22 protein-coding genes are annotated in these 24,345 nt (G+C 37.4%); 5 read left to right on the top strand and 17 right to left on the bottom strand.

Annotated elements, in window-relative coordinates:
• Positions 1–80: 80 nt before the first annotated feature.
• The 3 genes from LRP81_RS07030 to LRP81_RS07020 form a co-directional block, all read right to left on the bottom strand.
• Positions 81–341, bottom strand: a complete 261-nt coding sequence (locus tag LRP81_RS07030) for an HPr family phosphocarrier protein (protein WP_230500548.1) — start codon at positions 339–341, stop codon at positions 81–83.
• A 95-nt stretch (positions 342–436) separates the two neighbouring features.
• Positions 437–883 (bottom strand): TlpA family protein disulfide reductase, encoded by a 447-nt coding sequence (locus LRP81_RS07025; RefSeq protein ID WP_230500547.1) that lies wholly within the window; start codon positions 881–883, stop codon positions 437–439.
• A gap of 244 nt (positions 884–1,127) precedes the next feature.
• Positions 1,128–2,450: an MFS transporter gene (locus LRP81_RS07020; RefSeq protein WP_230500546.1), complete on the bottom strand. Its 1,323-nt coding sequence runs from the start codon at positions 2,448–2,450 to the stop codon at positions 1,128–1,130.
• Between the two features lie 194 nt (positions 2,451–2,644).
• On the opposite strand from LRP81_RS07020, the gene LRP81_RS07015 reads away from it, so the two are divergent.
• Positions 2,645–3,043, top strand: a complete 399-nt coding sequence (locus LRP81_RS07015) for a hypothetical protein (RefSeq protein ID WP_230500545.1) — start codon at positions 2,645–2,647, stop codon at positions 3,041–3,043.
• A 137-nt stretch (positions 3,044–3,180) separates the two neighbouring features.
• Here LRP81_RS07015 and LRP81_RS07010 read toward each other — a convergent pair whose 3' ends face one another.
• Positions 3,181–4,467, bottom strand: coding sequence for an ATP-binding protein (locus LRP81_RS07010; protein ID WP_230500544.1), 1,287 nt, complete (start codon positions 4,465–4,467; stop codon positions 3,181–3,183).
• Positions 4,468–4,937: 470 nt separating this feature from the next.
• Positions 4,938–6,236 carry an NCS2 family permease gene (locus tag LRP81_RS07005; RefSeq protein WP_230500543.1) on the bottom strand — a complete coding sequence of 433 codons (1,299 nt, stop codon included), beginning with the start codon at positions 6,234–6,236 and terminating at the stop codon, positions 4,938–4,940.
• A 333-nt stretch (positions 6,237–6,569) separates the two neighbouring features.
• Between LRP81_RS07005 and LRP81_RS07000 the strand changes: the two genes are divergently transcribed.
• On the top strand, positions 6,570–6,806 hold the full coding sequence (locus LRP81_RS07000) for an IDEAL domain-containing protein (RefSeq protein WP_230500542.1): 237 nt from the start codon (positions 6,570–6,572) through the stop codon (positions 6,804–6,806).
• Positions 6,807–6,887: 81 nt separating this feature from the next.
• On the opposite strand, the gene LRP81_RS06995 is transcribed toward LRP81_RS07000, so the two are convergent.
• Positions 6,888–7,109 carry a hypothetical protein gene (locus LRP81_RS06995; RefSeq protein WP_230500541.1) on the bottom strand — a complete coding sequence of 74 codons (222 nt, stop codon included), beginning with the start codon at positions 7,107–7,109 and terminating at the stop codon, positions 6,888–6,890.
• A gap of 559 nt (positions 7,110–7,668) precedes the next feature.
• On the opposite strand from LRP81_RS06995, the gene LRP81_RS06990 reads away from it, so the two are divergent.
• The gene (locus LRP81_RS06990) at positions 7,669–8,826 is read left to right on the top strand and encodes an aminotransferase A (protein ID WP_230500540.1); all 1,158 of its coding nucleotides are present in this window, start codon (positions 7,669–7,671) and stop codon (positions 8,824–8,826) included.
• Between the two features lie 128 nt (positions 8,827–8,954).
• Here the strand turns inward: LRP81_RS06990 and LRP81_RS06985 are convergent, their stop codons facing one another.
• Together LRP81_RS06985 and LRP81_RS06980 are read right to left on the bottom strand one after the other, a co-directional pair.
• On the bottom strand, positions 8,955–10,094 hold the full coding sequence (locus LRP81_RS06985) for a S8 family peptidase (protein WP_230500539.1): 1,140 nt from the start codon (positions 10,092–10,094) through the stop codon (positions 8,955–8,957).
• 376 nt (positions 10,095–10,470) lie between these two features.
• A complete protein-coding gene (locus LRP81_RS06980; protein ID WP_230500606.1) occupies positions 10,471–11,610 on the bottom strand; it encodes a S8 family peptidase in 1,140 nt (379 codons plus the stop codon).
• A gap of 291 nt (positions 11,611–11,901) precedes the next feature.
• Between LRP81_RS06980 and LRP81_RS06975 the strand changes: the two genes are divergently transcribed.
• Positions 11,902–12,060 carry a hypothetical protein gene (locus LRP81_RS06975; protein ID WP_230500538.1) on the top strand — a complete coding sequence of 53 codons (159 nt, stop codon included), beginning with the start codon at positions 11,902–11,904 and terminating at the stop codon, positions 12,058–12,060.
• 18 nt (positions 12,061–12,078) lie between these two features.
• On the opposite strand, the gene LRP81_RS06970 is transcribed toward LRP81_RS06975, so the two are convergent.
• The gene (locus tag LRP81_RS06970; RefSeq protein WP_230500537.1) at positions 12,079–13,425 is read right to left on the bottom strand and encodes a sodium-dependent transporter; all 1,347 of its coding nucleotides are present in this window, start codon (positions 13,423–13,425) and stop codon (positions 12,079–12,081) included.
• 182 nt (positions 13,426–13,607) lie between these two features.
• Positions 13,608–15,482, bottom strand: coding sequence for a PAS domain S-box protein (locus tag LRP81_RS06965; protein WP_230500536.1), 1,875 nt, complete (start codon positions 15,480–15,482; stop codon positions 13,608–13,610).
• Between the two features lie 216 nt (positions 15,483–15,698).
• On the opposite strand from LRP81_RS06965, the gene LRP81_RS06960 reads away from it, so the two are divergent.
• Positions 15,699–16,580: an NAD(P)-dependent oxidoreductase gene (locus LRP81_RS06960; RefSeq protein WP_230500535.1), complete on the top strand. Its 882-nt coding sequence runs from the start codon at positions 15,699–15,701 to the stop codon at positions 16,578–16,580.
• A 120-nt stretch (positions 16,581–16,700) separates the two neighbouring features.
• Here LRP81_RS06960 and hutG read toward each other — a convergent pair whose 3' ends face one another.
• From hutG to LRP81_RS06925, 7 genes are all read right to left on the bottom strand, one after another.
• Complete coding sequence (hutG, locus tag LRP81_RS06955) at positions 16,701–17,663, bottom strand: formimidoylglutamase (protein WP_230500534.1); 963 nt, start codon at positions 17,661–17,663, stop codon at positions 16,701–16,703.
• Positions 17,656–18,906: an imidazolonepropionase gene (hutI, locus tag LRP81_RS06950; protein ID WP_230500605.1), complete on the bottom strand. Its 1,251-nt coding sequence runs from the start codon at positions 18,904–18,906 to the stop codon at positions 17,656–17,658. Before hutI ends, hutG begins: the two co-directional genes overlap by 8 nt.
• 6 nt (positions 18,907–18,912) lie before the next feature.
• A complete protein-coding gene (gene hutU, locus LRP81_RS06945; protein WP_230500533.1) occupies positions 18,913–20,583 on the bottom strand; it encodes a urocanate hydratase in 1,671 nt (556 codons plus the stop codon).
• A 30-nt stretch (positions 20,584–20,613) separates the two neighbouring features.
• A complete protein-coding gene (gene hutH / locus LRP81_RS06940; RefSeq protein WP_230500604.1) occupies positions 20,614–22,095 on the bottom strand; it encodes a histidine ammonia-lyase in 1,482 nt (493 codons plus the stop codon).
• 264 nt (positions 22,096–22,359) lie between these two features.
• On the bottom strand, positions 22,360–22,800 hold the full coding sequence (hutP, locus tag LRP81_RS06935) for a hut operon transcriptional regulator HutP (protein WP_230500603.1): 441 nt from the start codon (positions 22,798–22,800) through the stop codon (positions 22,360–22,362).
• Between the two features lie 76 nt (positions 22,801–22,876).
• Positions 22,877–23,506, bottom strand: a complete 630-nt coding sequence (locus tag LRP81_RS06930) for a hypothetical protein (protein WP_230500532.1) — start codon at positions 23,504–23,506, stop codon at positions 22,877–22,879.
• 31 nt (positions 23,507–23,537) lie between these two features.
• Positions 23,538–24,323: an SDR family oxidoreductase gene (locus LRP81_RS06925; RefSeq protein ID WP_230500531.1), complete on the bottom strand. Its 786-nt coding sequence runs from the start codon at positions 24,321–24,323 to the stop codon at positions 23,538–23,540.
• Positions 24,324–24,345 lie beyond the last annotated feature (22 nt).

Genomic DNA, 24,345 nt, shown 5'->3' with positions numbered 1-24,345 from the left:
GTATGTTACATGTAAAAGTTACCTATTAGCTTCCCGAAAATAGAAAAACAGGCGAATCTAGCAGCTTCACCTGTTTATTATTATTCCTCTTCACCTTTTAACACTTTTGCCAAAAACTCGACAGCCTCTTTTTCATCAGAGCCTTCCGCTTTAATTGTGACTACATTTCCTGTTTCTATCCCTAACGACAGAAGCCCTAATAAACTTTTGCCATCAATAATTTTATTATGTCTAACAATCTTGACTTCTGACACGAAATTATTTGCTTTCTGTACGAAAGCCTGTATCAATTCCGTATATATTTCTCTATTTATTACAACAGTAATTTGTTTTGAAACCATAATAATCCCCCACATAAACAGTAATTTTATATATGGTATGTAAGGGGTTATCGATTCATGAATAATTTTTGTGAAATAGTACCAATGCCTATCCCTTATTTTTCTTCTATGCCTAAAACTCGATTTATACGTTTTTTCAGCATTTTCATTCCGCTCCCACCAGCTTGGAAATGGCGCAGCTTTCCTTCCTCATCAAAAACATAGTAAGCTGGTACATATTTGTTTTCGAACGCTTCTGTAAGTTTGTGATTCCCATCCACAAATATGGGTTGAGTTATGTCATGTCCCATTGCCATAGAACGGATAACACCGATATCAAGGTCATCTTCTGAACGCGGCATATGAACTGCGATAACATTAAGTTCGTCATCATATTCGTCACGTAATTCATTTACTTCTGGCATTGCTTCTTTACATAAATGGCAGCTCACAGACCAAAAGTGGACAAGAGTTGCTTTTCCTAAAAGCTCTTCTTTTGCCACCTCTTCATTGATCCATTCTGTAGCACCGGTCAATTCCGGCATCTGCTCTCTAAGTTTCATCTCTCTATCTCTCCCTTTTACTTCATTTATACAAAATACTTTTTAATAATTATTATCAAATAATATATTTTTTATTATATTTATATTATTTTAACTTGTCAATACAGATTATATTAATTATTAATAAGTAATGAAAGTAATATGTGTTTGATTTGTGCTTTTGACAAATTTACAGTTTTGTATCCACAAAAAAAGAAGCTGTCATTGTTCATTGACAGCCTCATTCCATAATCCTATGAAAGAGTTACGCTTCCCTCTTATAAGGTACCTTCAGGATGACTAAGAGTCCTATAAGCGATAGAATAATTAAGGATCCTAGTGCAGACCTACTCGCAAGATTTCCATAGTCCGCCATTAGCAAGGTGATCGTTCCATATAAGAGTGGACCTACAATAGATGAAACTTTTCCTGAGAAGGCAAACAATCCAAAAAATTGCCCTCTTTTCCCCTCTGGTGTTAGTTCTATTATAAGAGTACGTGAAGTAACCCACGTTGCCCCAAGTGCTACGCCGAATAAGCTTCCGGCAACCCATAGCATCCACGGTGCGATAGAGAACACTCCGAAACATAATGCGACAATAAGCAGCACAGTAACTGAAGCAACGGCAAGCTTGGATCCAATTCTTCTAGTGATATATCCATAAATGAATGAACCGATAATGCTAGAAACGGTAGAAACAAGATACAGCAAGATAAATTCTGAAGCAGAAAATCCACCAATCGCTCTTGCATATATGGCCATCATCGCAATAGCTGTTGCAAGTGCATCGTTTATGAAAAAGTATGCCACCATAAAAAGAAAAACTGGACGATATAATTTCATTTCTTTAAAGGTGAGATATATTTCCTTATAACCACTAATAAATGATTTTTTCTCTATAATTTCCTTTGGCTTGTCTTTGAAGAACACAAATAGCGGAATGGAAAATAATAAGAATAATATTCCGGTTGGAATAAAGGCTTTATGAAAACCACTATCTCCCACATACAGATAGACGGTAAGACCAAGTAGAGTTCCCATATAACCTACGGCAATTCCAAAACCTGAAATAAGTGGTAGTTCTTTTTTTGTACCAAGATCAGGAAGCATCGTATCATAAAAGATAAGCGAAGAATGAAAGAAAAACTTTGCTACTACAAATAAAAGTAAGACTAGAACAAAGCTGATTGGTAATCCAAATAATGTTTGAGTGGTATCTAAGGTAGCAAATACTCCCATGAAAATGGTAGAAAAAACAGCTATTAGCGTAAATGGAATAATATATCCTTTCCTCTTTCCTGTCCTATCAATTAATACTCCAAATAATGGAGAAAAAAGAACGAGAAAAAAACTTGCAGTAGCATTCGCGTAGGATAAGAATGTGCTAGCAATTTGATCCATCCGCTCATTAGTTCCAATTACTTCCTGAAGATAAAATGGAAAGAAAATAGTAATAATGTTTGATGAAAAGATAGTATTTGCAAAATCATAAAGCGCCCACGATAGAATTGGAAGTGAAAAATATAGAGCAAGCGGTGACCGTGGTTTGACAGTTTTTATTTCTCTGTTCTGTTCAAGATTTGCCATCATGGATCCCCCATTTAGTTTCTTTTATGATGACAATTCTCTAACAAAGTCTTTTCTCCTTTTTTTTAATGATATTTTCAAGGAAAATTTACACAAATTCACATTATATTAATTTTCATAAAATAGAGTGGAATGAATTTGTCCTCTTATTTCATACTAAGGTTAATACCGGTTACGGGTTAGGGGGTTGAAAAATGAAAAAAATAGTAATTCAACTTTTCACAGTTCTTATCATTTTTGGATGTGCAAGTCCCGATGTCAAAGAGAATTCAAAAGGACCAGGCATTACTAATACCCATGATAAGCGAGGTTTTTTATCAAATGATGAACTAATAAAAAATGCAAGGAATGAAGCCATTATCTCCATTGAAGATCACCATCTTTCACTGGAACAAGCAAAAACTATCTTAAAAGAGCACCTTAACCTCTCATACCACGATAACAATGATATCTCATTTGAAGGAATGCATGATGGGGAATATGGATTTCATGTTTCAGATTTCGTCCAAGTAAATTCTCAACAAGAGAAATTATCCGGAGACTGGTATAAGGTTAATCCTGAAACTGGAGAAATCTCACTGTGGAAAAACTAGTAAGTATCTAAGGAGAAACACTAGCAAGTGTGCGGTTTCTCCGCGTGAAGAATCAGATTTTGAAGGGCAATGCACCAGAGTTTGATGCTTTTCCATTTTTAACAGGACACATTTACATGTAAAAAGAGCAGGTAAGATTATTCGTCTTCTTTCCTGCTCTTTTCCTTCATATTTCGTAGGGTGGGTAGTACAACCGTTACTGTCGTTCCAATGTGTACTTTACTTGTATAGTCGATTGTGCCCTTCATTTCATGAATAAGCCGTGTAGTAATCATACTACCAAGACCTGTCCCTTTTGACTTCGTGGTGTAATAGGGGAGACCGATTTTTTCTAATTGTTTCTCTGACATCCCAATGCCATTATCAATAAAATATATCTCAATGGTCCCTTTCACTTCTCCATGTACTTTTTTTATTTGAACTAGCCCACCTTGCCCCTCTTCCGTTGCTTCAATACCATTTTTTATGATATTCATAATGGCTTGTTTAAGATGGTGTTCATCGCTATAGATAAAGTGATCACCTTCAAGTTCTAAATCAATTGTGACATTCCGATAAGATCCAAATGGCCTTAACAAGTCAACAGAGTCCTTGAGCACTTTGTTTACATCTACATACTCTAAGGTGATGTTGGTTGGCTTGGCTACAGTCAAATAGTTGGTAATTATCTTATTTGTTCTATCTAACTCATCTAGAATGAGCGGAGCATATTGTTTTAAGCTCTCATCTTTCGTATTAGAATTAATATATTGTATAAATCCTCTTACAGTTGTAATTGGATTTCTAATCTCATGAGCAAAAGCAGCAGCCATTTGGCCAACAGTGGATAGCTTATCCATATAAACGGTCTCATCCAATTGCTGATTTGCTTTTATTAGTCTCTCCACTGTATATATCAGCGCAATAAATGTACTACCAAAAGCAAGGAAGTAAACAAAATAAAAGTTCATATTTAAGAAGGAAACTGTTTTATACAAAATATAGATATATAGAAAATAATAAAATGACAATATCATTAGACCAACAAATAATTTTTTAGTACTTTTTAAAAAAAATGAGCGAAAAATCAAGCCGATTGTAAATGCTAAAATAGATACCGTTATACCTACATAAACAAATTCCCCGCCTATAAAATAACGAAAAACTACAACGATAGTAGTACAAATTGCACCTGGAAACCATCCGCCATATAAAGAAACAATTAGTATAGGAATCATTCTAAAGTCAAAATTGGTATCCTCTAATGTTTCGATAGGATAAAGCATACATAAACATGCTGAAAACGCACTAAAAAGACCAAAAATCAATTGCTGCTTGAAAGTCAACGGTTTTCTTTTGCTGAAAGGAAAAAATAAATTGGCATTAAACAATAACGAAAAAATAATCGTTATATTAACAATTAATGGTTTTATTAAATATATCATTCATCAAAGTTCCTCCAATTAATAGAACATAACTAAATAGCCCGCTTCTTCTGAAAAGGGAGTTTATAGAAATAAAGTCAAATTTGCACTCTACCTATTATAGGCATGTTCATCTACTTCGTCTACAGTGAGTTATTTGAAGATTATTCTTCCAAAATTTTGTTGTGAAAACAAATCAGTGTAAATATTCAATTAAAGGCTTTTATAACCCGATTTTCTCTATATTCGCTGATAATATAAAACCCAAGAATTTTTACATTCTTGGGCTAGCTAGTAATTAATATTCTTTTAAGAGACTATATTAATTTTTGGAGTATAAGCTTTATAGTAAATAATTTTAACCCTTCACCAAGTTTTCTTAAGAAAATGGGCACTGTCTACAATGGTGATTTTCTACTATTATTTTCATGAAGAATAGCCTGGTTCACCTGAAAAATGGATATTTTCCCCTTACATAAGAGTTTCTAGCATTAATGCGCAGGGAAAAATATCATTTGTATTAAAAAGATAAAAGCAAAAACATAAATAAGTGGATGAACCTCCCTTGCTTTTCCGGTAACGACTTTCATAATTGGATAAATAATAAATCCGACAGCAATTCCAGTTGCAATACTTGAAGTTAACGGCATTGTTAAAATAATTGCAAATGCCGGAAATGCTTCATCAAACTTCCTCCAAGCTATTTTTGCTAAACCTTCCATCATAAAACAACCAACAATTATTAATACAGGAGCAGTTATCGCGGGTAAACCTGCAATAGCTGATATTACTGGAGAGAAAAACATAGATAGAAAAAACAAGCCCGCAACTACTACAGAAGTCAGTCCAGTTCTCCCACCTGCAGCAACACCTGCTGAAGATTCTATATAAGCACAGGAAGGACTTGTCCCAAGCGTCGCACCTGCTGTTGTAGCAAAAGCGTCTGACAGTGTTGCAGCCTTAGTGCGTGGAAGTTTTCCATCTTTCATTAATCCTCCTTGTTCAGAAACTCCTACTAGGGTACCTGTTGAATCAAAAATGGTAACAAGGATAAAAGCAAAAACTACAGTATATAACCCATTAGAAATTACTCCACTTAATGCTTCCCCGAGTGGAATGAATTGTGGAGCAGGCGGTAAATCCACAAATCCATTAAATGTTAGCATATTTAAAAAATATCCTGCGACAGCCGTAATAACCATACCGTAAAATAAAGCCCCTGACACACGTTTAGCCATGAGGATCAATGTGATTAACAGACCACCTATAGCTAGAGCAGCAACAGGATTTGTCAAATCACCTAACGCAATCATATTTGCCTCATTAGGAACGACGATCTGCGCCATTTTCAGACCAATAAATGCGATGAAAAGTCCAATTCCTGCTGTAATTCCATATTTTAATGGAGCTGGAATAGCTTCGATAAGTGCTTTTCTCAAATTCGTTAAACTCAATACAATGATAACCAAACCAGCTAAAAAGACTGTGCCGAGAACTGCCTGATAGGTTAAGCCTTGTGTAGCTACTACGCTTGTGAAGTACGCATTCAATCCCATCCCTGGTGCAACAGCAATCGGATATTTTGCGAATAATCCCATCGTTAATGTACCAATAATTGCAGCAATTATTGTAGCCATGAAGACCTGTTCAAATGGAATTCCTGCAGCTGATAAAATGGCAGGATTAACAAAAATAATATATACCATCGTAAGGAAAGTTGTGATTCCTGCAAAAAATTCTTGTTTTATACTTGTACCGAATTTTTGTAAATTAAAATAACTCTCAAACATTAAAAATCCTCCAAAAACCGAATATATTTTAAAGACATTCATTATAATATTCGTTTTTAGCACATTATTCAAGTAGTTTCTGCAAAAATTCTAAATGAATTGTTTTTAAATGTTGCAGGTTGGGTATATTCAAATTAAATAACAAGTTGTTTTTTGACAATGTTTAGCAACATTACCAGTATTTTTTCTGATATATCCCAATATTCAAAAAACAGACTTCACAAATGACACGAAATATCAGATAATAGGTAAAAGGATGAGCTATCTTTATCGTCCTTTTCATGATTCACCCATTTTTCGGCAATTCAAAATTTAGCACAGGGGGTAGAAATTATGAATAAGCATTTTTCTTTTCAACCTGAACAATCTGTTTCATCTATTAAAAGTTATGAAATGACTAGGGAGGAAAAATTGGCGCAAATCATTGTTGACTCTTCTGTCTTCCAATTTCATAAAAAAAGGCTAATGAAAGAAATAGATGACGCTTTAAGTAAGGGAAACCGCCAACAATTTATTACTCTTTCAAAAGATTATAATTGCCTACTAAAACAATTTGCATATCTCCAATAAAAAAAAGCGGGTGTTTATTCCGCTACAGTGTTTAGAGTAACATTCTAGTTAAAGCATTTGTCAGCATTCTGAAGCGGAGAATTATTCCGCTTCTTCTTTTTTATCAAGATACTTGTTTTCTTTTTGATCCGATTTGTTTGTGCAGGGACACTGTTTTTTGTTTGCTCTTTTTTCCTGCTTATACAAATACACAAGTACCCCGATGAGCAAAAATGAAACGACCCCTGATGATTCACCTTGAAAAAACACCTGCTCTGCATACCTCTCCAACAACCTTAACCAAATGTGAAGAATTACATCCATTACACAATCCCCTTTCAGGCGGAATCCAACAGACACCAAATCCCAGTAATTCAGAGGTGAAAGGAGTACATTCCACAGGCAATGGAAACAGCAAGGTTTAATTGTGTGAATTTTCTGTGTTTATAATTATTATAGAGCATTTTCCACTTTTTCCTATCCTACTTGTATCATATTTTTGTAGGTCTTCCCTCGTAACAATTTCTGCAAACGTTCGTTTCTTTTTACATTTAGGCATGAAGCAACCCCACTTCATACCTAGATTTTCCAAATATAACTATCATATTCTTCTTTATTTATCATCTGTAATGTTTCCGGTAAATTTATTGGAAACATTCATATCTTCTTATATTCTTAACAACTACTAATACTTTTTATTTATCTTTATAATCCTTTGGACAATGTTCTAAAAGTCGGTTACACTTACTAAAAACAAGTTTTCAGATTGGATCTGTCTGTAAATTTTTTCCATTAACTAGGTAAGCGAAAACAATCGATTTATACTTATTTTACACAAAGAAAAACCACAAATTTAACCTAAATACCTTAAGGAGAACTATATATGGAACATCTTATTAACTCTAATGTTCGCGAAATAGAAATATCAGGTATTCGTAAATTTTTCAACCTCGTTTCCCAATATGATGATGTGATTTCCTTGACGATCGGGCAGCCCGATTTCCATACCCCATCCCATGTTAAGGAAGCGGCACATAACGCCATCGACAACAATAAAACCAATTACACACCTAATGCCGGTCTTCCTGAATTACGGAGAGCCGCAGCACATTTCGTACAACATAAGTATGGATTATCTTATGAAGCTGATTCAGAAGTAATTGTTTCCATAGGGGCAAGCCAAGGAATTGACATCGCTTTTCGCACTATTTTGGAACCAGGAGTAGAAGTCATTCTTCCAGGTCCCATCTATCCTGGCTATGAACCGCTTATCAAACTATGTGGAGCAACACCCGTATATATTGATACAAGAGATACATATTTTAAAATAACTGCTAAACAAATCGAACAACATCTCACAGATAAAACAAGATGCATTATCCTTCCTTATCCATCCAATCCAACAGGAGTAGCAATACAAGAGGAAGAACTTATTAAAATTGCTACATTATTAAAGGATAAAGATATTTTTATTTTGTCGGATGAAATTTACAGTGAGCTTGTTTTTACAGGTAAACATCACTCGATTGCCAATTACCCAGGAATGAAAGAAAAAACCATTGTCATCAACGGGGTCTCCAAATCCCATTCCATGACAGGCTGGCGAATCGGGCTCGTCTTTGGACCTGAATATGTGATGAAGCAAATGTTGAAAGTACATCAATATAATGTTTCATGCGCTAGCTCAATCTCTCAATATGCTGCGCTTGAAGCATTAACTGAAGGAATTAATGACGCAGAAGTAATGAGTATTCAGTACAAAGAAAGAATGGAATACGTGCATAACAGACTTGTAAAAATGGGATTGGATGTTGTAAAACCTGATGGTGCATTCTATTTGTTCCCTTCCATCCAAAAGTATGGAATTAGCTCTTTTGATTTTGCACAACAGCTAGTCGAAAATGCTGGAATTGCCGTAGTCCCAGGAAGTGCATTCTCCCCTTTAGGTGAAGGATTTGTTCGTGTGTCATATGCCTATAACATGGAGACACTAGTGGAAGCAATGGATAGATTCGAAAACTACTTAACAACTATTTCATAACTTATAAAGGACTGTCCTTAAGCCATTCACATGACATAAGGACAGTCTTTTTTTCTTTACGATGAATATCAATACTTTTTTTGCCCTACAACTACCTCAAACAGAAACAAGTATTTGCTATTAATCTGCTATTGCAATGCTGCTTCAATATTGATAACTCCATTACCGTAATACCAGGATGATCCAAGACCTGTTGCAGTGCTTCTTAATCTTTCACGGACTTGAACATTTGTTAGATTTGGGTTTTGTGCAATTAATAGGGCTGCCGCTCCAGCTACGTGGGGAGAAGCCATCGACGTCCCATTAAATTCACCGTATTGGTTACCTGGTAAAGTACTATTAATTGCAACTCCTGGGGCCATTACTTCTAACTGATTACCTACACTTGAAAAAGATGCACGATTATTATTAGAATCAACCGCACCAACTGCAATAACAGAGTCATACCTTGCTGGATATCCAATCGTATTTAGCAGTCCAAGTCCAGAACCACTGTTACCCGCTGCTGCCACAACTACGATTCCACTATTATATGCGTTGTCAGAAGCCCTTCTTAACGTTGTAGATCCTATACTTCCTCCTAAACTCATATTAATAACATCCATATTATTGTCAATTGCCCATTCAATACCTTGTGCTATCCCTGCAAGTGTTCCCCCACCACTTGAATCGAGTACTTTAACTGCATAAAGTTCTACATCATAGGCAACTCCTAATACACCAACAGTATTGTTTAGCGCTGCTACTGTACCAGCAACATGTGTCCCATGACCATTTCCGTCAGTTAAGGCATCAGGTTCAGCTGAAACAAAGCTTGCTCCACCTGCAACATTCAAATCTTCATGACTAGCATCTATTCCTGTATCTAAGACAGCGACTTTCACTCCAGATCCAGTTACATTTTGCGAGTGTGCAACATCCGCTTTAACATGTGGTATTCCATAAGGAATAGTTTGAGCAGTTGCTTGCATTTCGATGTTCTCTTCTACAAATTGCACCAAAGGGTTTTTTTCTAGGGCTGCTGCCGCAACTTCCGGTATAGTAATATGTAAGACATTCATATGTTTAAATTGATGCTCCACGCCACCACCCAGGGAAGTGACAAGATTATTAGCCGCTTTGGTTACAGCCCCAGAGTTTAATCCAATCAAGTATTCTTTCATTACTGGCTTTGCACTTGCATTTACATTTGATGGCGTAAACGAAAAAGATAGAACCACCACCGCTGTCAATATTGCAACAGCTATTTTTCGAAATGTCCTGTTCATAAGATCATCACTCTCCTATAGTATTTTGGGTTTAGTCTATTAAGATGATTTGGAGGCCTTACTCCGCGTGGTGGGGGAATGCGGGAGCCTCCACGGTCATCACAACTAAACAAAACCTTCTAAATAATCAAATTATTTAGCTAATTATGATGCTAGCATAGTTGTTAACTGATTGTTATTGGGAAAGTAAGCAAAAACTTTAAGTGTGTGACTACAAAATTAAGCATAGCTTTCCCAATGGATTATCATGGAATATGTTAGAAGTAAAAGGCTAAGCTGCTAAAATATTCTAACTCCTCCATATTTTTATATTTTACAAAAGAAAGAGCATCACCCCTTTTCCATACTTGGAACAAAGGATGATGCTACCAAAGCTTTACTGCAATGCTCTCTCTACATTAATGACTCCATTTCCGTAATAGAATGGTGTGCCAAGATATGTTGCAGTATTTCTTAATCGATCACGAATTTGTACATTTGTCATATTTGGATATTTAGCCTTAATCAATGCAGCAGCTCCGGCTACATGTGGGGCAGCCATTGATGTCCCATTAAAGGATGCATAATTGTTTCCTGGTGTTGTGCTTAGTATACTCACTCCCGGTGCCATCACTTCCAACTCATTTCCTACACTAGAGAAAGATGCACGAGTATTGTTGGAACTTACCGCACCAACCGCAATTACTGAGCTATAACGCGCTGGGTATCCAATTGTATTCTGATTTCCTATGGCACCTGAGTTACCAGCTGCTGCAATAACAACAATCCCTCTTGCATAAGCATTGTCACAAGCCCTTTGTAAAGCTGTTGAACCTGAACTTGCTCCTAAACTCATATTAATAACGTGCATTCCATTTGAAATGGACCATTCAATTCCTTGTGCAATTCCACTAAGTGTTCCACTTCCAGACGAATTTAACACTTTTACAGCATATAGATCTGCATTGTAAGCAACGCCAAGGACACCAGTTGAATTATTTAATGCAGCCACCGTACCAGCAACATGTGTGCCATGTCCATTGCCATCCTGGTATGGATTAGACTCGCCAGAAATAAAGCTAGCTCCTCCCCTGACATTTAAATCGACATGGTTGGCATCGATTCCTGTATCAAGAACTGCCACTCGTACACCACTTCCAGTTACTCCTTGTGCATGCGCAGTATTTGCCTTGATATGAGGAATTCCCCATGGTACTGTTTGGGCAGATGCAAATACTTCTACGTTCTCTTCAACAAACTCAATATTAGGGTTCTTTTTCAATGCTTCTGCAGCTTTTTCCGGTAAACTTACTTCCATAACTTCCATGTAATCAAATGTATGTTGTACTTCTCCACCAAGGGAGGTGATGAGATTTTCCGAAGATTGAGCACTTGCCTTATTACCTTTTGCAAAGCCTATTAAGTATTCTTTCTTTGCAACACCAACTGCACTTGAACTAGATGCATCAGCTGAAACAGATCCAAACGCCAACGAGAATGCAAGTATTGCAATAAGAATTGCCGAAAAACTTTTCATCCACTTTTTCAAATGGTCCACTCCTTCGAATGTTTTTTAATAATTCCCACAATTGAGAACTATTAACAAAATCTTATCACTTGTTCTCTTGATTTCATATTGGGAAAACTGTTTTGGAAATCAGGAGTATCTCAAATGATATGAGTCTGTTTTCCCAATAGAAAATATTGGTTTTGTTGCATACATTATTAAATTGAATTTTTTACAAGTCATTATCTTTTAGCCTAGCACTACCAAACCTACAGTCTCTGAAAACAAAAAAACTGCAGTCAGCCTCAATTTTCAATGAGCTTGTCTACAGTTTTAATGGTTGAATTTATTAGTATTTATCCATACTTAAAAGCAGCTTCTACAAAAGAAACGCTTAATCCGTCCTTTTCCAACATCAGTTTAAAGGATAGAGTCGAGCATCATACAAAAATAATTTCTAATGCTGAATATATTAGGTAATGGCAACAATCTTTTAGCTTACTTAAAAAATCCTAACGAATGAACAAACACGAGAAAGATTCCAATTGGAATTACGTATCTAATAAGGAAATACCAGATTTGGAATAGACTCTTTTTAACACGAGATCCCTGAAAAAACTCATCTTCAAGTATATTTTTAGGGATACGGAATCCTACAAAAAAGGATATTAATAGTGCTCCAAGTGGCAGCCCAATATTACTTACCAAAAAGTCAGCTGCATCAAAAATTGTAAGCCCTGCGATTGTAACATCAGAAAGAACACCAAATGATATCGCAGATGGAATACCGAGCATAAAAATGATTAATCCTGTAATAACAGCAACCTTCCTTCTTCGCTCTGGGTTTCCTTTAACGATTACCGCAACAATTATTTCAAGAATGGAAAATGCTGATGTTAAAGTTGCAAATAATAGCAATACGAGAAATAAGATTAAAAAGAAACCGCCTAGCGGAAGTTCTTGAAAAACAGCTGGCAACACTACAAATACTAATCCAGGACCTTCATCAGGCTGTAAACCTAATGCAAAGACCGCGGGGAAAATGACAAGGCCAGCTAAAGAAGAAATAATTATATTTAGGACTACTACTGACCCTGCAGATCGAATCAAATCTTCTCCTTTTTCCAAATAGGAACTATATGTCACCATAATGGAAATACCTACACTTAGTGAAAACAAGGCCATTCCAAGCGCCAATAAAAAGGCATTTGGTGTTATCAGGGATGGGTCAGGTTTCAAGAAATACATTACCCCTTCGTAAGCACCTTCAAGAGTAACGGATCTCACTAGCAAGACAAAAAATATGATAAATAATAAAGGCATTAAAATTTTGCTGGATTTTTCTAATCCACTTTGAACTCCTGCTTGAACTACCCAAACCGTTATTCCTAAGAAGATAAACTGGGCAAGAACTGCTTGAAAAGGATCAGCTATCGTCTGTTCAAAAAGCCCACTGAATTCTGCCAAAGTATAGTTTGACAAACCACCAGTAACACTTTTCCATAAATAAGTCACAATCCAGCCACCTACCACACTATAGAAAGATAGTAGGATAAAGGAAATGACAACTCCGAGAACACCTATGTAATGCCACTTCGAACCTTTTGCCAATTCTCTGTATGCTGAAATGGCATCTTTTTGCGTAGACCGACCAATAATAAACTCAGCCAAAAGCATCGGTGCTCCAATTAACAGGGTCAAAAGGATAAAAAGAAGAAGAAAAATTCCTCCCCCGTTCGTTCCAGCCATGTATGGAAATTTCCATATTGCCCCAATACCTATAGCAGAACCTGCTGCTGCCAAAATAAAACCAATTTTTGATGTCCATTGCTCTTGTTGTTTCATTTTCTAAAAACTCCTATTTTACAGAATAAACTCCTATAATACTATCCTTTCGTAAAAATGTATAGGGAATTTTCTGTAATATCGCAAAGAGTATGCTTGCGTATCATACCATGATAAGTTTTAGCAATTCTATTTGCTCTTATACCTTTCTCAACAATGAATTACTAAAATACAAAAAAATTTTAAGCTTTTGGTAGACCTATTTCCAGCGTGGTACCTTTTCCGGTTGTGCTTGATATTTTGACAGTACCATGGTGATTTTTTATTATATTGAACGAAATCATCAGGCCAAGACCAGTACCAGTTTCTTTTGTCGTATAGAATGGCTCCCCTAATCGTGATAGCGTATGCTCTGATATACCGCTACCCTCATCTCTTATTATAATAATAACTTCTGATTCCGATTCTTTTGTATCTATATAAATACTCCCACCACTTGTCATCGCTTCAATTCCATTTTTAATTAAATTAATAAATACTTGTTTTATTTGATTTTCATCGCATTTTACTTCTGATGAAGTAGCTTTCAATTTCATGTCAAACCAAACATTATTCATAATAGCCTGTGTTTCTAAAAGTGTTGTTACATCTCTTAAAAGCGTATGTAATGATACTGGATGAACATATACTTGATGCGGTTTTGCAAGCAAAAGCAACTCACTCAATATAAGCTCAATCCTACTTAGTTCTGACTCAATAATATGAAAATACTCTTGCTTTTCCTCTACTTCTTTTTCCAAAAGCTTAAAAAAACCTTTTATGGCTGTTAATGGATTTCGTATTTCATGGGCAATTCCCGCTGCTAACTGACCTGCAACGGAAAGTTTTTCTGATTGAAGCATTAACGCCTCTGCTTGTTTTTTTTCTGTAATGTCTCGAATAATTACTTGCATCGCATCTTTACCAAGATAAGATGTGGGAATACAAACTATTTCGGTATAAATCTGATTTCCTTTCATTGTCGTCCATTCTTGTTCAAAGGTTGGTAGCCTTGAACTATTTTGTTGTTTCTTTAACTCTCTCCATATATGTAAGAAATCCTTTTCATTAATATTTTGATAAATGGAATGTCCAAAGACATCCCCATAATTCTCCACTTCTAGCATTTTTAGTCCAGATTCGTTGATAAATGTCCACTTTTCTTCGCATATTACTCCAATTGTATCAATAGAATTTTGTACAAGTTTTCGAAAACGTTCCCTACTGTTTTGTAATATTTTATGGAAGTTTTTCCGATGTGAGATATCAACAAGCATTACAAAACAAGCAGACTTCCCTTTATATGTAGTATGGTTAGAAACTATTTCAACATCAATTGGTCTTCCATCAAACCTTTTCCATCGTTGTTCCATTTGACCAACCCTGTAACCTTGTTGCACAGATGTGATGCGTTTCTTCACAATATCGTGGTAATTTTTTTCGATATAATCAAAAACAGAAGCATCTATTAGCTGATCTTTACGACATGCCCCCAGCATAGTGGTAGCTGCTTCATTCACATACTTAATAATGCCGTTTGTTACGATGAGCAACCCATTAGGGAGATGTTCAATTAGGTCAAATGCAGAATAATTCTCATTATCTCCTATATCATCCAACACTCTTTTTTGCTCTAACTCCTGCACTGTCATTTGCTTGTCCATGGTTGATTTCTTTTCAAGTGCAGTTTGGAAGTTTTCACCCAAATCAGAAGTGGGTGATAGCATTAAAATAATTTCTTTTTCAGACCCATTCAGTGACTGTACCTCCGAAAGTACAGCCTCTACCCAAAGAAGAGAATCGTCTTTCATCTTGATTCGGAAATAGCAATGAGTTTGAGTGGAAGGTTGGTAGATTATGCTTTCTATTAAATATAAGTCCTCTGAATTAATCCATTTTTCTAAGCTGGTTTGTATTAGCTCCGTGCTCTCAAATCCAAGCAATGCCTTACAAGATGAAGATACATATTTGATCGTACCAGTTCCAGATATAATGATAATTAATTGGACCTTTGAATTGGATTCTTCATTATGATTTTGTTCCTTATTTAATAAAAAGTCAGAGCCTATTATAATCATTTCCCCCCTTCTTATCACCAGAATTTACCATAATTAAATTCCGTTCTATAGATTTTTCAATATTCTACATTATACTACAATTTTCTTTATTTTTCTAAATATTATAAATAATTACTACTCTATGATTATTGGTACCTTAAAATCTATTTCCGCTTGTTATATAATTGTATAATAATAAGATAACTATTGGAGAGAATCCCTCGGAAGGAGCTTCATATGAAAACACAATCTACAAAAGTTGCATTTATTGGTACCGGAGTAATGGGGCATAGTATGGTAAAACATTTACTCTTAAAAGGCTATGATGTTAAGGTTTTCACAAGAACAAAAGAAAAAGCACAAGACTTAATTTTACAAGGAGCAAGTTGGAGTTCAAATCCTGGAGAGGCCGCAAAAAATGCAGATATTATCATCTCAATGGTTGGTTATCCAAAAGACGTGGAAGAAATTTATTTTTATGAAAATGGTATTTTAGAGAATGCTAGAGAGGGTGCCTACTTAATAGATATGACCACTTCCACCCCGTCTCTTGCCAAACAGATTTATGTAAAAGCCAAAGAAAAAGGACTTCACTTCATGGATGCTCCCGTTTCAGGTGGGGATATTGGGGCACAAGAAGCCCGTCTTACGATTATGATCGGGGGAGACAAAGAATCAGTTGCTGCATGTCTACCAATCTTTGAATGTTTAGGTAGCAATATCATCCATCAAGGAGATCCAGGAGCAGGGCAGCATACTAAAATGTGTAACCAAATTGCTATCGCAACCAATATGATCGGTGTATGTGAAGCATTGGCTTATGCTGATTCAGCTGGCCTTGATGCAGAAAGTGTATTAAAAAGCATATCTAGCGGAGCAGCAGGAAGCTGGTCTTTATCCAATCTAGCTCCCCGAATCATCGCTGGTAACTTCGAACCTGGATTTTTCGTAAAACACTTTATCAAAGATATGGAAATCGCCTTAGATGAAGCCAACAGAATGGGACTTGAACTACCAGGACTATCACTTGCTAGAGACATGTATGTAAAGCTTTCTTCTAATGGTGAGGAGAACAGTGGAACGCAGGCCTTATATAAATTGATTTCCGAAAAAAAATAATACACGGAATATTACCTTAAGGTCTAGATAAAATGTAAATTATAGTACTGGCCCTTTTATGAATGCTAAAAGGGCCAGTACTTATCAATAAATCGGTTTCCATGCCTAGGGTGTGTTTACTTATAAACAACTCCTCCCCCGCAAAAACTCCAATACACAATGTACAGCCACTCTGCTTGTCATATCTCTAAAATCCATAGTAGGATCTATCTCTACAATATCTAGTCCACACACCGTTTTTTCTTTTCCTGCCAAAAGGATGGCTTCTAACAATTGGTCACTTGTCATTCCACCTGGACCAATAGCAGGACAACCCGGTGCAAACGCTTGATCTAAGACATCAATATCAATGGAAATGTAGATGTGGTCTACTTTTTCTTTCAGGAATCTGATAGATTCCTTCATAATATTTAAAATCCCACTATTTTTCACATCACTCATTGTATATACGGTAATAGCTTGCTCTTTGGCATATTGATGGTAATGGCTGCTGTTGGAGTAATTACGAATACCTATTTGCACCAAGTTTTCTCCTTCTATTACTCCCCCTTCCAGCAAACGTCTGAAGGGGGTCCCATTCGTCGGTCCGCCATCCTCTGTATTCCTCAAATCATGATGTGCATCAAATTGTATGATTCCAATCTTTCCGTTCTTACTAATGGATAATGCTTTAATGGTAGAATAAGTAATGGAATGATCTCCACCAATAAACATTGGCAAACAATCTTTGTTTTCTTTTACGAGAGATACTACCGCTTTCTCTATTCGTAAATATGATTCTTTAATATCTGTCGCATGCATATAAATATCACCGGCATCATACAAGCTTTCTGAATTTCTTAAGTCTACTTCCCCATCTAGAGCATAGGAAGAATAAGAATGAAACAACTTTCTGACAACAGCAGGGGTAAAGCTTGCCCCAGAATGGCTAATCGAAGGCTTAGAAATAGGGACTCCAATAAGTGTGGGACCTTTTAAAGTCTCGACCCCGTCCCATCCTACCAAAAGCTCTGCCGCTTTTGGATAATGACGGTCAACAAACGGAGGTTCTCCTGCCGGAAGAAGATACGCTGGTCTATTCAAGGTATGCCCCCCCCTTTGCTGCTTCCTTTCCATTTATGAAAACGGTATTCGTGTGGTTAACTCCATAGTGATAAGGTACATATTGATAATTCGGTGCATTCCATATAATCACATCCGCTCTTCTGCCTACTTGAAGTCGCCCTGCTATCCCTTCCATTCCAATGGCTTTTGCGGCATTTACAGTCACTGCATTCCAAATCTCTTCACAAGTCATCTTTAACTTTAACATGGCAAGATTCATAATGAATTGAATGTTTTCCGTTGGAGAGCTGCCAGGATTAAAGTCTGTAGCAAGTGCTACTGCTCCACCATAGTTGATTATGTCACGTGCTTTCGCATAACTTTCTTTATTCAAATAAAAGGTTGTTCCTGGTAAAAGTACAGCTACCGTTTCTGAACGACCAAACCATTCAACTGCTTGATCGGAAGCCGCTATAAGATGATCGGCAGATGCAGCTTCAAGCTCAATCGCAAGTTCGGTTCCTCCTAGGGAAACAATTTCATCTGCATGAATCTTTACAGAAAATCCTGCTTCTTTCGCTTTTGTCAAATAGCTTCTAGATTGCTCAATTGTAAAAACTCCCTCTTCACAAAAAATATCAACAAAAGAAGCCAAATCTTCTTCTTTTAACATAGCAAACATACTTTCCATTTCAGATAAAAAAACATCAGGATTAGTATTTCTTGGTACGGCATGAGCTCCTAAAAACGTAGATGCGATCGGCACATTTCGTGAACTCTGCAACTCTTTCACAACCCGCAGTTGTTTTAGCTCTGTCTCTTTTTCTAATCCATAACCGCTTTTCGCTTCCAAAGCCGTAACCCCATAACTTATTAACCTATTCAGGTGGAAATTGGCTTTGTTCAATAGATCCTCAAAAGTCGTATCTCTTGTTGCTTGAACGGTCGAATGGATACCTCCTCCTTGTTTTAAAATCTCTAAGTAAGGTACTCCCTGCTGTTTCATGGCAATCTCATGTTCTCTTGATCCACCAAACACCAAGTGAGTATGGGGGTCAACAAGTCCAGGAGTAACTAATTTCCCTTCACAGTCGATGGTGTTAAGCCGTTCTATCGTTTCTGCCTCTTCTGTAGTCCCTATATATTGAATGACGCCATTTTTCCATCCAATCGCTCCATTCTCTATAAATGGCAACTCGTTCATTTGTTCACCTTTTACCAGGTCAGTCGCATAATCCATTGTAAGTAACTGGCCACAATTGATTAAAAGAGTATCTAATATCATAATTTACTCAGTCTCCTTTAACAGCGGAATGTGAACACCTTTTTCCTTCGCTACCTTTTTGGCCAAGTCATAACCTGCATCAGCATGACGGACAATACCCATTCCCGGATCAGATGTCAGCACCCGTTCCAAGCGCTTGGCAGCTGCTTGCGTTCCGTCCGCCACAATAACCATTCCCGCATGTAAGGAATACCCCATTCCCACTCCTCCACCGTGGTGGACAGACACCCAGCTAGCGCCGTTCACCCCGTTGATCAGTGCATTTAGTATCGGCCAATCTGCCACAGCATCACTACCATCCAGCATCGCTTCTGTCTCACGATTAGGAGAGGCAACAGATCCACAATCAAGGTGATCTCGACCAATTACAATTGGAGCAGAAAGTTCCCCACTTGCAACCATTTCATTGATTATTTTTCCAAATCTAGCTCGTTCTCCATAACCTAGCCAACAAATTCTTGAAGGCAAGCCTTGAAATGCTACTTTTTCACGCGCCATTTTAATCCAATTACATAAATGAGTATTATCGGCAAACTCACGAAGTATCACTTCATCCGTTTTGTAAATATCCTCTGGATCGCCTGAAAGAGCCACCCAACGGAACGGTCCTTTTCCTTCACAGAACTGTGGTCGGATAAATGCTGGCACAAACCCCGGGAAATCAAAAGCATCTTTTACTCCTTCATCAAAAGCAACTTGCCTTATATTATTTCCATAGTCGAAAGTGACAGCTCCCCTTCGTTGAAGTGTAAGCATTGCTTTCACATGTTCTGCCATACTCTCTTTGGCTAGTTTCACATAGATAGAGGGATCCTTTTCTCTTAGATCTGTAGCATTCTCTAAAGTCATACCTGTTGGAATATAACCATTTAATGGATCATGAGCCGATGTTTGGTCTGTTAAGATATCTGGTGTAAATCCTTTTTCTACCAGTTGCGGGAGAATCTCAGATGCATTTCCTAATAGTCCAATAGATAATGGCTTCTTAAGTGTTTTATATTCATCAGCGAGTTCTAATGCTTCCTCAAGAGATTTCACCTTCACATCACAGTATTTAGTTTCTAGGCGCCGATCAATTCTATGTTCATCTACTTCAATTGCTATACAAACCCCGCCATTCATTGTTACTGCTAAGGGTTGAGCTCCACCCATACCACCAAGACCTGCTGTTACTGTAATTGTCCCCTTCAGTGTATGTTGAAATGATTGTTTTGCCGCTTCGGAGAACGTTTCATATGTTCCTTGTAATATTCCTTGTGTGCCAATATAAATCCAACTTCCTGCTGTCATTTGTCCATACATCATTAAACCTTTTTTATCAAGTTCATGAAAGTGATCCCAGTTTGCCCATTTAGGTACAAGATTGGAATTTGCCAACAGCACTCTAGGAGCATCGGCATGGCTCCGAAACACAGCAACTGGCTTACCTGATTGAATAAGGAGAGTTTCATCTTCCTCTAGAACTTTTAAAGACTCCACAATAGCGTCAAAGCTTTCCCAGTTACGCGCTGCCTTTCCTATTCCCCCGTATACAACTAACTCTTCTGGAATTTCCGCAACTTCTGGATCCAAGTTGTTCATGAGCATTCTTAGCGCAGCCTCCTGCACCCATCCTTTAGTAGTTAGTTTATTTCCCCTCGGTGCACGAATTACGTTTAATTGTTCATTAGCCATTTATTTCATCCCCTTTATTTGAATTAGATATTAGTGCACTTCCCTCATCCATGAAGCAAGTAATTCAATGTCATGTGAAAAAATGCGATCTTCTGTAATACTTGGCACAATATTCCTTCCTTCTTGATACCATTTTTGCATGGCTGGTGAAGCGAGAAACACCCCTCTGAATTCTAACGCCTGCATGGCGCAAATCCATTCAATTGCCAACACTCGTCTTACATTTTGTATAATTTGATAGGCATGCCTCGCACCAATTGTTCCCATGCTTACATGGTCCTCCTGATTTGCAGATGAGGGTATGGAATCTACACTTGCAGGATGAGCTAATGTTTTATTTTCAGAAACAAGAGAAGCCGCACAATATTGCATGATCATAGCACCTGACTGAAGTCCAGGTTTTGGACTTAGAAAAGGAGGAAGATCATTTAACTGTGGATTGACGAGACGCTCAATTCGCCTCTCGGATATGTTTGCAAGCTCTGCCATTCCTATTTTCAAAAAGTCCATCGCAAAAGCAATTGGCTGACCATGAAAGTTCCCACCTGAGATAACCTTCTCTCCTTCGTCGAAGATCAATGGATTATCAGTAGCTGCATTCATTTCAATTTCCAGCTTTTCCTTAACATAACCTAGAACCTGCCAGGAAGCTCCATGCACCTGTGGTATACAACGTAGGGAATAAGCATCCTGAACACGCTTCTCACCTTGTTTCGTTACAAGCTGACTGCCATGAAGAAGTTTCCGCATCCTATCAGCAACATCGACCTGTTCTTGATACTCTCTCGCTAAATGTACATCTGCATCAAGCGCATCAATAATGCCTTCCAGCCCTTCAAAGGTCATGGCAGCAATTGACTCCGATTGATATGCAATCATTTCCGCCTCAAGGTATGCTATCACTCCCACTGCTGTCATTGCCTGAGTACCGTTAATGAGGGCAAGGCCTTCCTTTGCCTTCAATTCTATGGGATCTATATTCTTTTCTGCTAACACACTTGCCGTATCACGCCTAACTCCTTCGAAAAAAACTTCTCCTTCTCCAAGTAATGGCAAGACTAAATGAGAAAGTGGAGCTAAATCACCACTTGCTCCTAAAGAACCTTGCTCTGGAACTACTGGGTGAATTCCTTCGTTGACATATTGTAGCAAGCGTTCAATAATAATTGGTCTAACTCCTGAGAAGCCTTTTAATAAAGCATTTGCCCGAAGAATGAGCATTGCTCGTGCTGTCATTTCGGAAAAAGGATTGCCTACTCCGCATGCATGAGAGTGAATCAAATTCCGCTGAAGTGCAGCTGTTTCCTCTTGGGGAATTAGTACATCGCTAAACTTGCCAAACCCTGTTGTTATTCCGTAAACGACCCTGCTACTACTTACAATCTGTTCTACTACCTCACGACTTTCTACTACTCTCTTCAAAGCTTCTTTACATGGTTCCACTCTTTCTCCATGAAACAGAATTCGCTTCATTTGTTCTAAGTTCAATGAACTACCATCCATAGTTATCATTGATACTCTCCCCTTTTCCTTTTGTATCTCCATTATTCATGACCCCCTTAAGAAAAGCGCAAGCGCATGGAACAGCCCCGACAAGCATAAGACGAACTCGCAAAGGTAGCTTATGACCTCGAGGGGCTAGGCGCTGGAGCTAGACACCCTTCAAACTTCCCATAAAATGCAAAAAGAGGCTATACGTTGACATCATAAAAAATGTCAATGTACAGCCCCCTAATGATTAGCTACTATGGGCAATGCTATAAAATTCTTTACTGTTTAAATATGATTAATTCCAAGCCCAATCGTTTCGTGCTCTGACCCCCGTACCGGGGCACCGATTGTACCGTACAAAGCAACCGCTATCCAGTCACCTTCTTCTACATCCTCATACGGGTTTCCCCTAACAACTGCAAATCGTAGGCCAACCGTTCTCATGACAGCTCCTAACTGAACCTGCCCACGGGTAACTCCACTAAGTGCATCCATGATGGCATGATAGAGTGCATGCGTTTCCCGATAACCCTCCGTCTTGATGATTCCCTCTCTTTTTGCAGCTGTTTCAATTGCCGCAACTACTTTTTGGGAATCCATGGACCCTACTTTTCCAATACAGCTCTTCCATTGCACGGGAATGGTAAGCGAAGACACTTCCTGTTCATTGCTCATTGCCAGAAGAATAGCATGTTTACCTATTCGTCGATCAATTGCTAGCACCATATACATTTTCCTCAATAATAAAAATTTTCTAACAACTAGTATCTACTACAAGTGTATGTCTGTTCATGCATACATGTCAAGATGAATCTCCTTTTAGTTGCTCAAACTCACGATAAAGCATATAGTATTGCAAGCCTTTTGTGACTGCTAAAGCTTGTTCCTTTTTTTCCTTTGCCAATGAGTAATTTTTCCTCCCCAACGCCATCTCTAGCTCGATAGCAAGTTTCATCCAGTCTTTGCTTAACAGCGATTTGAATTCTTCTGCTACTTTGAAGTTTTTCTCTTCAACAGCAATTCCGGCTTGAATATAGGTTCTAATATCCACTTGTTCAATTTGTTCCAGTTTTTCCTTAGCTTTTGATAGATTTTTTGCTTTTAAATAATACTGAGCCCAAAAAACAGCTGTTTTCTTCCCTTTCCATTTACGCTCCAGCTCATCCAATTCATTTTTCGCTAAGGATAAATTGCCATTTGCTAGTTCTAAAATAAATCCATAGTATGGTTCATGCCGCTTTTTCTCTAAATATCTTTCAATTTTATCAATATCTTTTGATAAAAACATATATCGGACGTCCCTATATGATAATGCTGCAAAAGCTAAAATTAGTATGACAACAAAGCCCCAAAAATTAAACTGAATATTTAAAAAGGCTAAAAGGATGCCGATAGCGAAGCCACCAACAATTAATAATAGTATATTCTTCATTATGTGTATTTCCTTCCTAACTCTGTTTAAACTAGATAGACTTAATCATCCCACCATCTACAAGGAAGGAACTGCCTGTCATATAAGTGTTTGCATCTGAAACTAAAAAGGTCACGATATTAGCAAATTCCTCAGGCTTCCCGTAACGACCAAGCGGTATACCACTCTTTACTTTCTCTTCCATCTCTTCTTTCGTTATTCCTTGTTTTTCAGCGTTAACCTCATCAAGAAAAGCTACTCGATCTGTTGCAATCCTTCCAGGGGCAACCGTGTTAATAAGAATATTATCGTTTGCTAATTCACTAGAAAGCGTTTTTGTTAATCCCACAATACCAGTTCTAAATGTATTAGATAGAAGTAGACCAGGAATAGGCTCTTTAATAGAAGAAGAAGCAATGTTAATAATTTTCCCGCCATTTTTCTTCAGATGTGGCAATGCCTCACGAATGGTTCTTATGTAGCTTAATAGATTAAGTTCGAATGCTTGCTGCCATTGTTCATCTGTAATTTGTTCAAATGTCCCAGCTGGTGGTCCACCTGCATTATTTATAAGAATATCTAATTGTCCAAAGGTTTCAACCGTATGTTGTACAGCTTCCTTCACCTGAATTGGATCTGTTATATCCGTTTGTATGTATGATACGTTTCCGTTATTTAGTGAAAGTAATTCCTCCTGAACACTTTGTAATTTCTCGTCATTTCTACTCGCAAGAACTACATTAACTCCTTCCTTTACGAACGATGTAGCAATCGCTTTACCAAGACCTTGACTTGAAGCCAATACAAGTGCTGTTTTCCCAGTTAAATTTAATTCCATACTAACACTTCCTTTCAAAATT

It is taken from the genome of Sutcliffiella rhizosphaerae, assembly GCF_917563925.1.
Classification (GTDB): Bacteria; Bacillota; Bacilli; order Bacillales; family Bacillaceae_I; genus Sutcliffiella_A; species Sutcliffiella_A rhizosphaerae.
The sequence above is the reverse complement of the archived record's forward strand: the minus strand, read 5'-3'. Positions and strand labels throughout refer to the sequence as shown.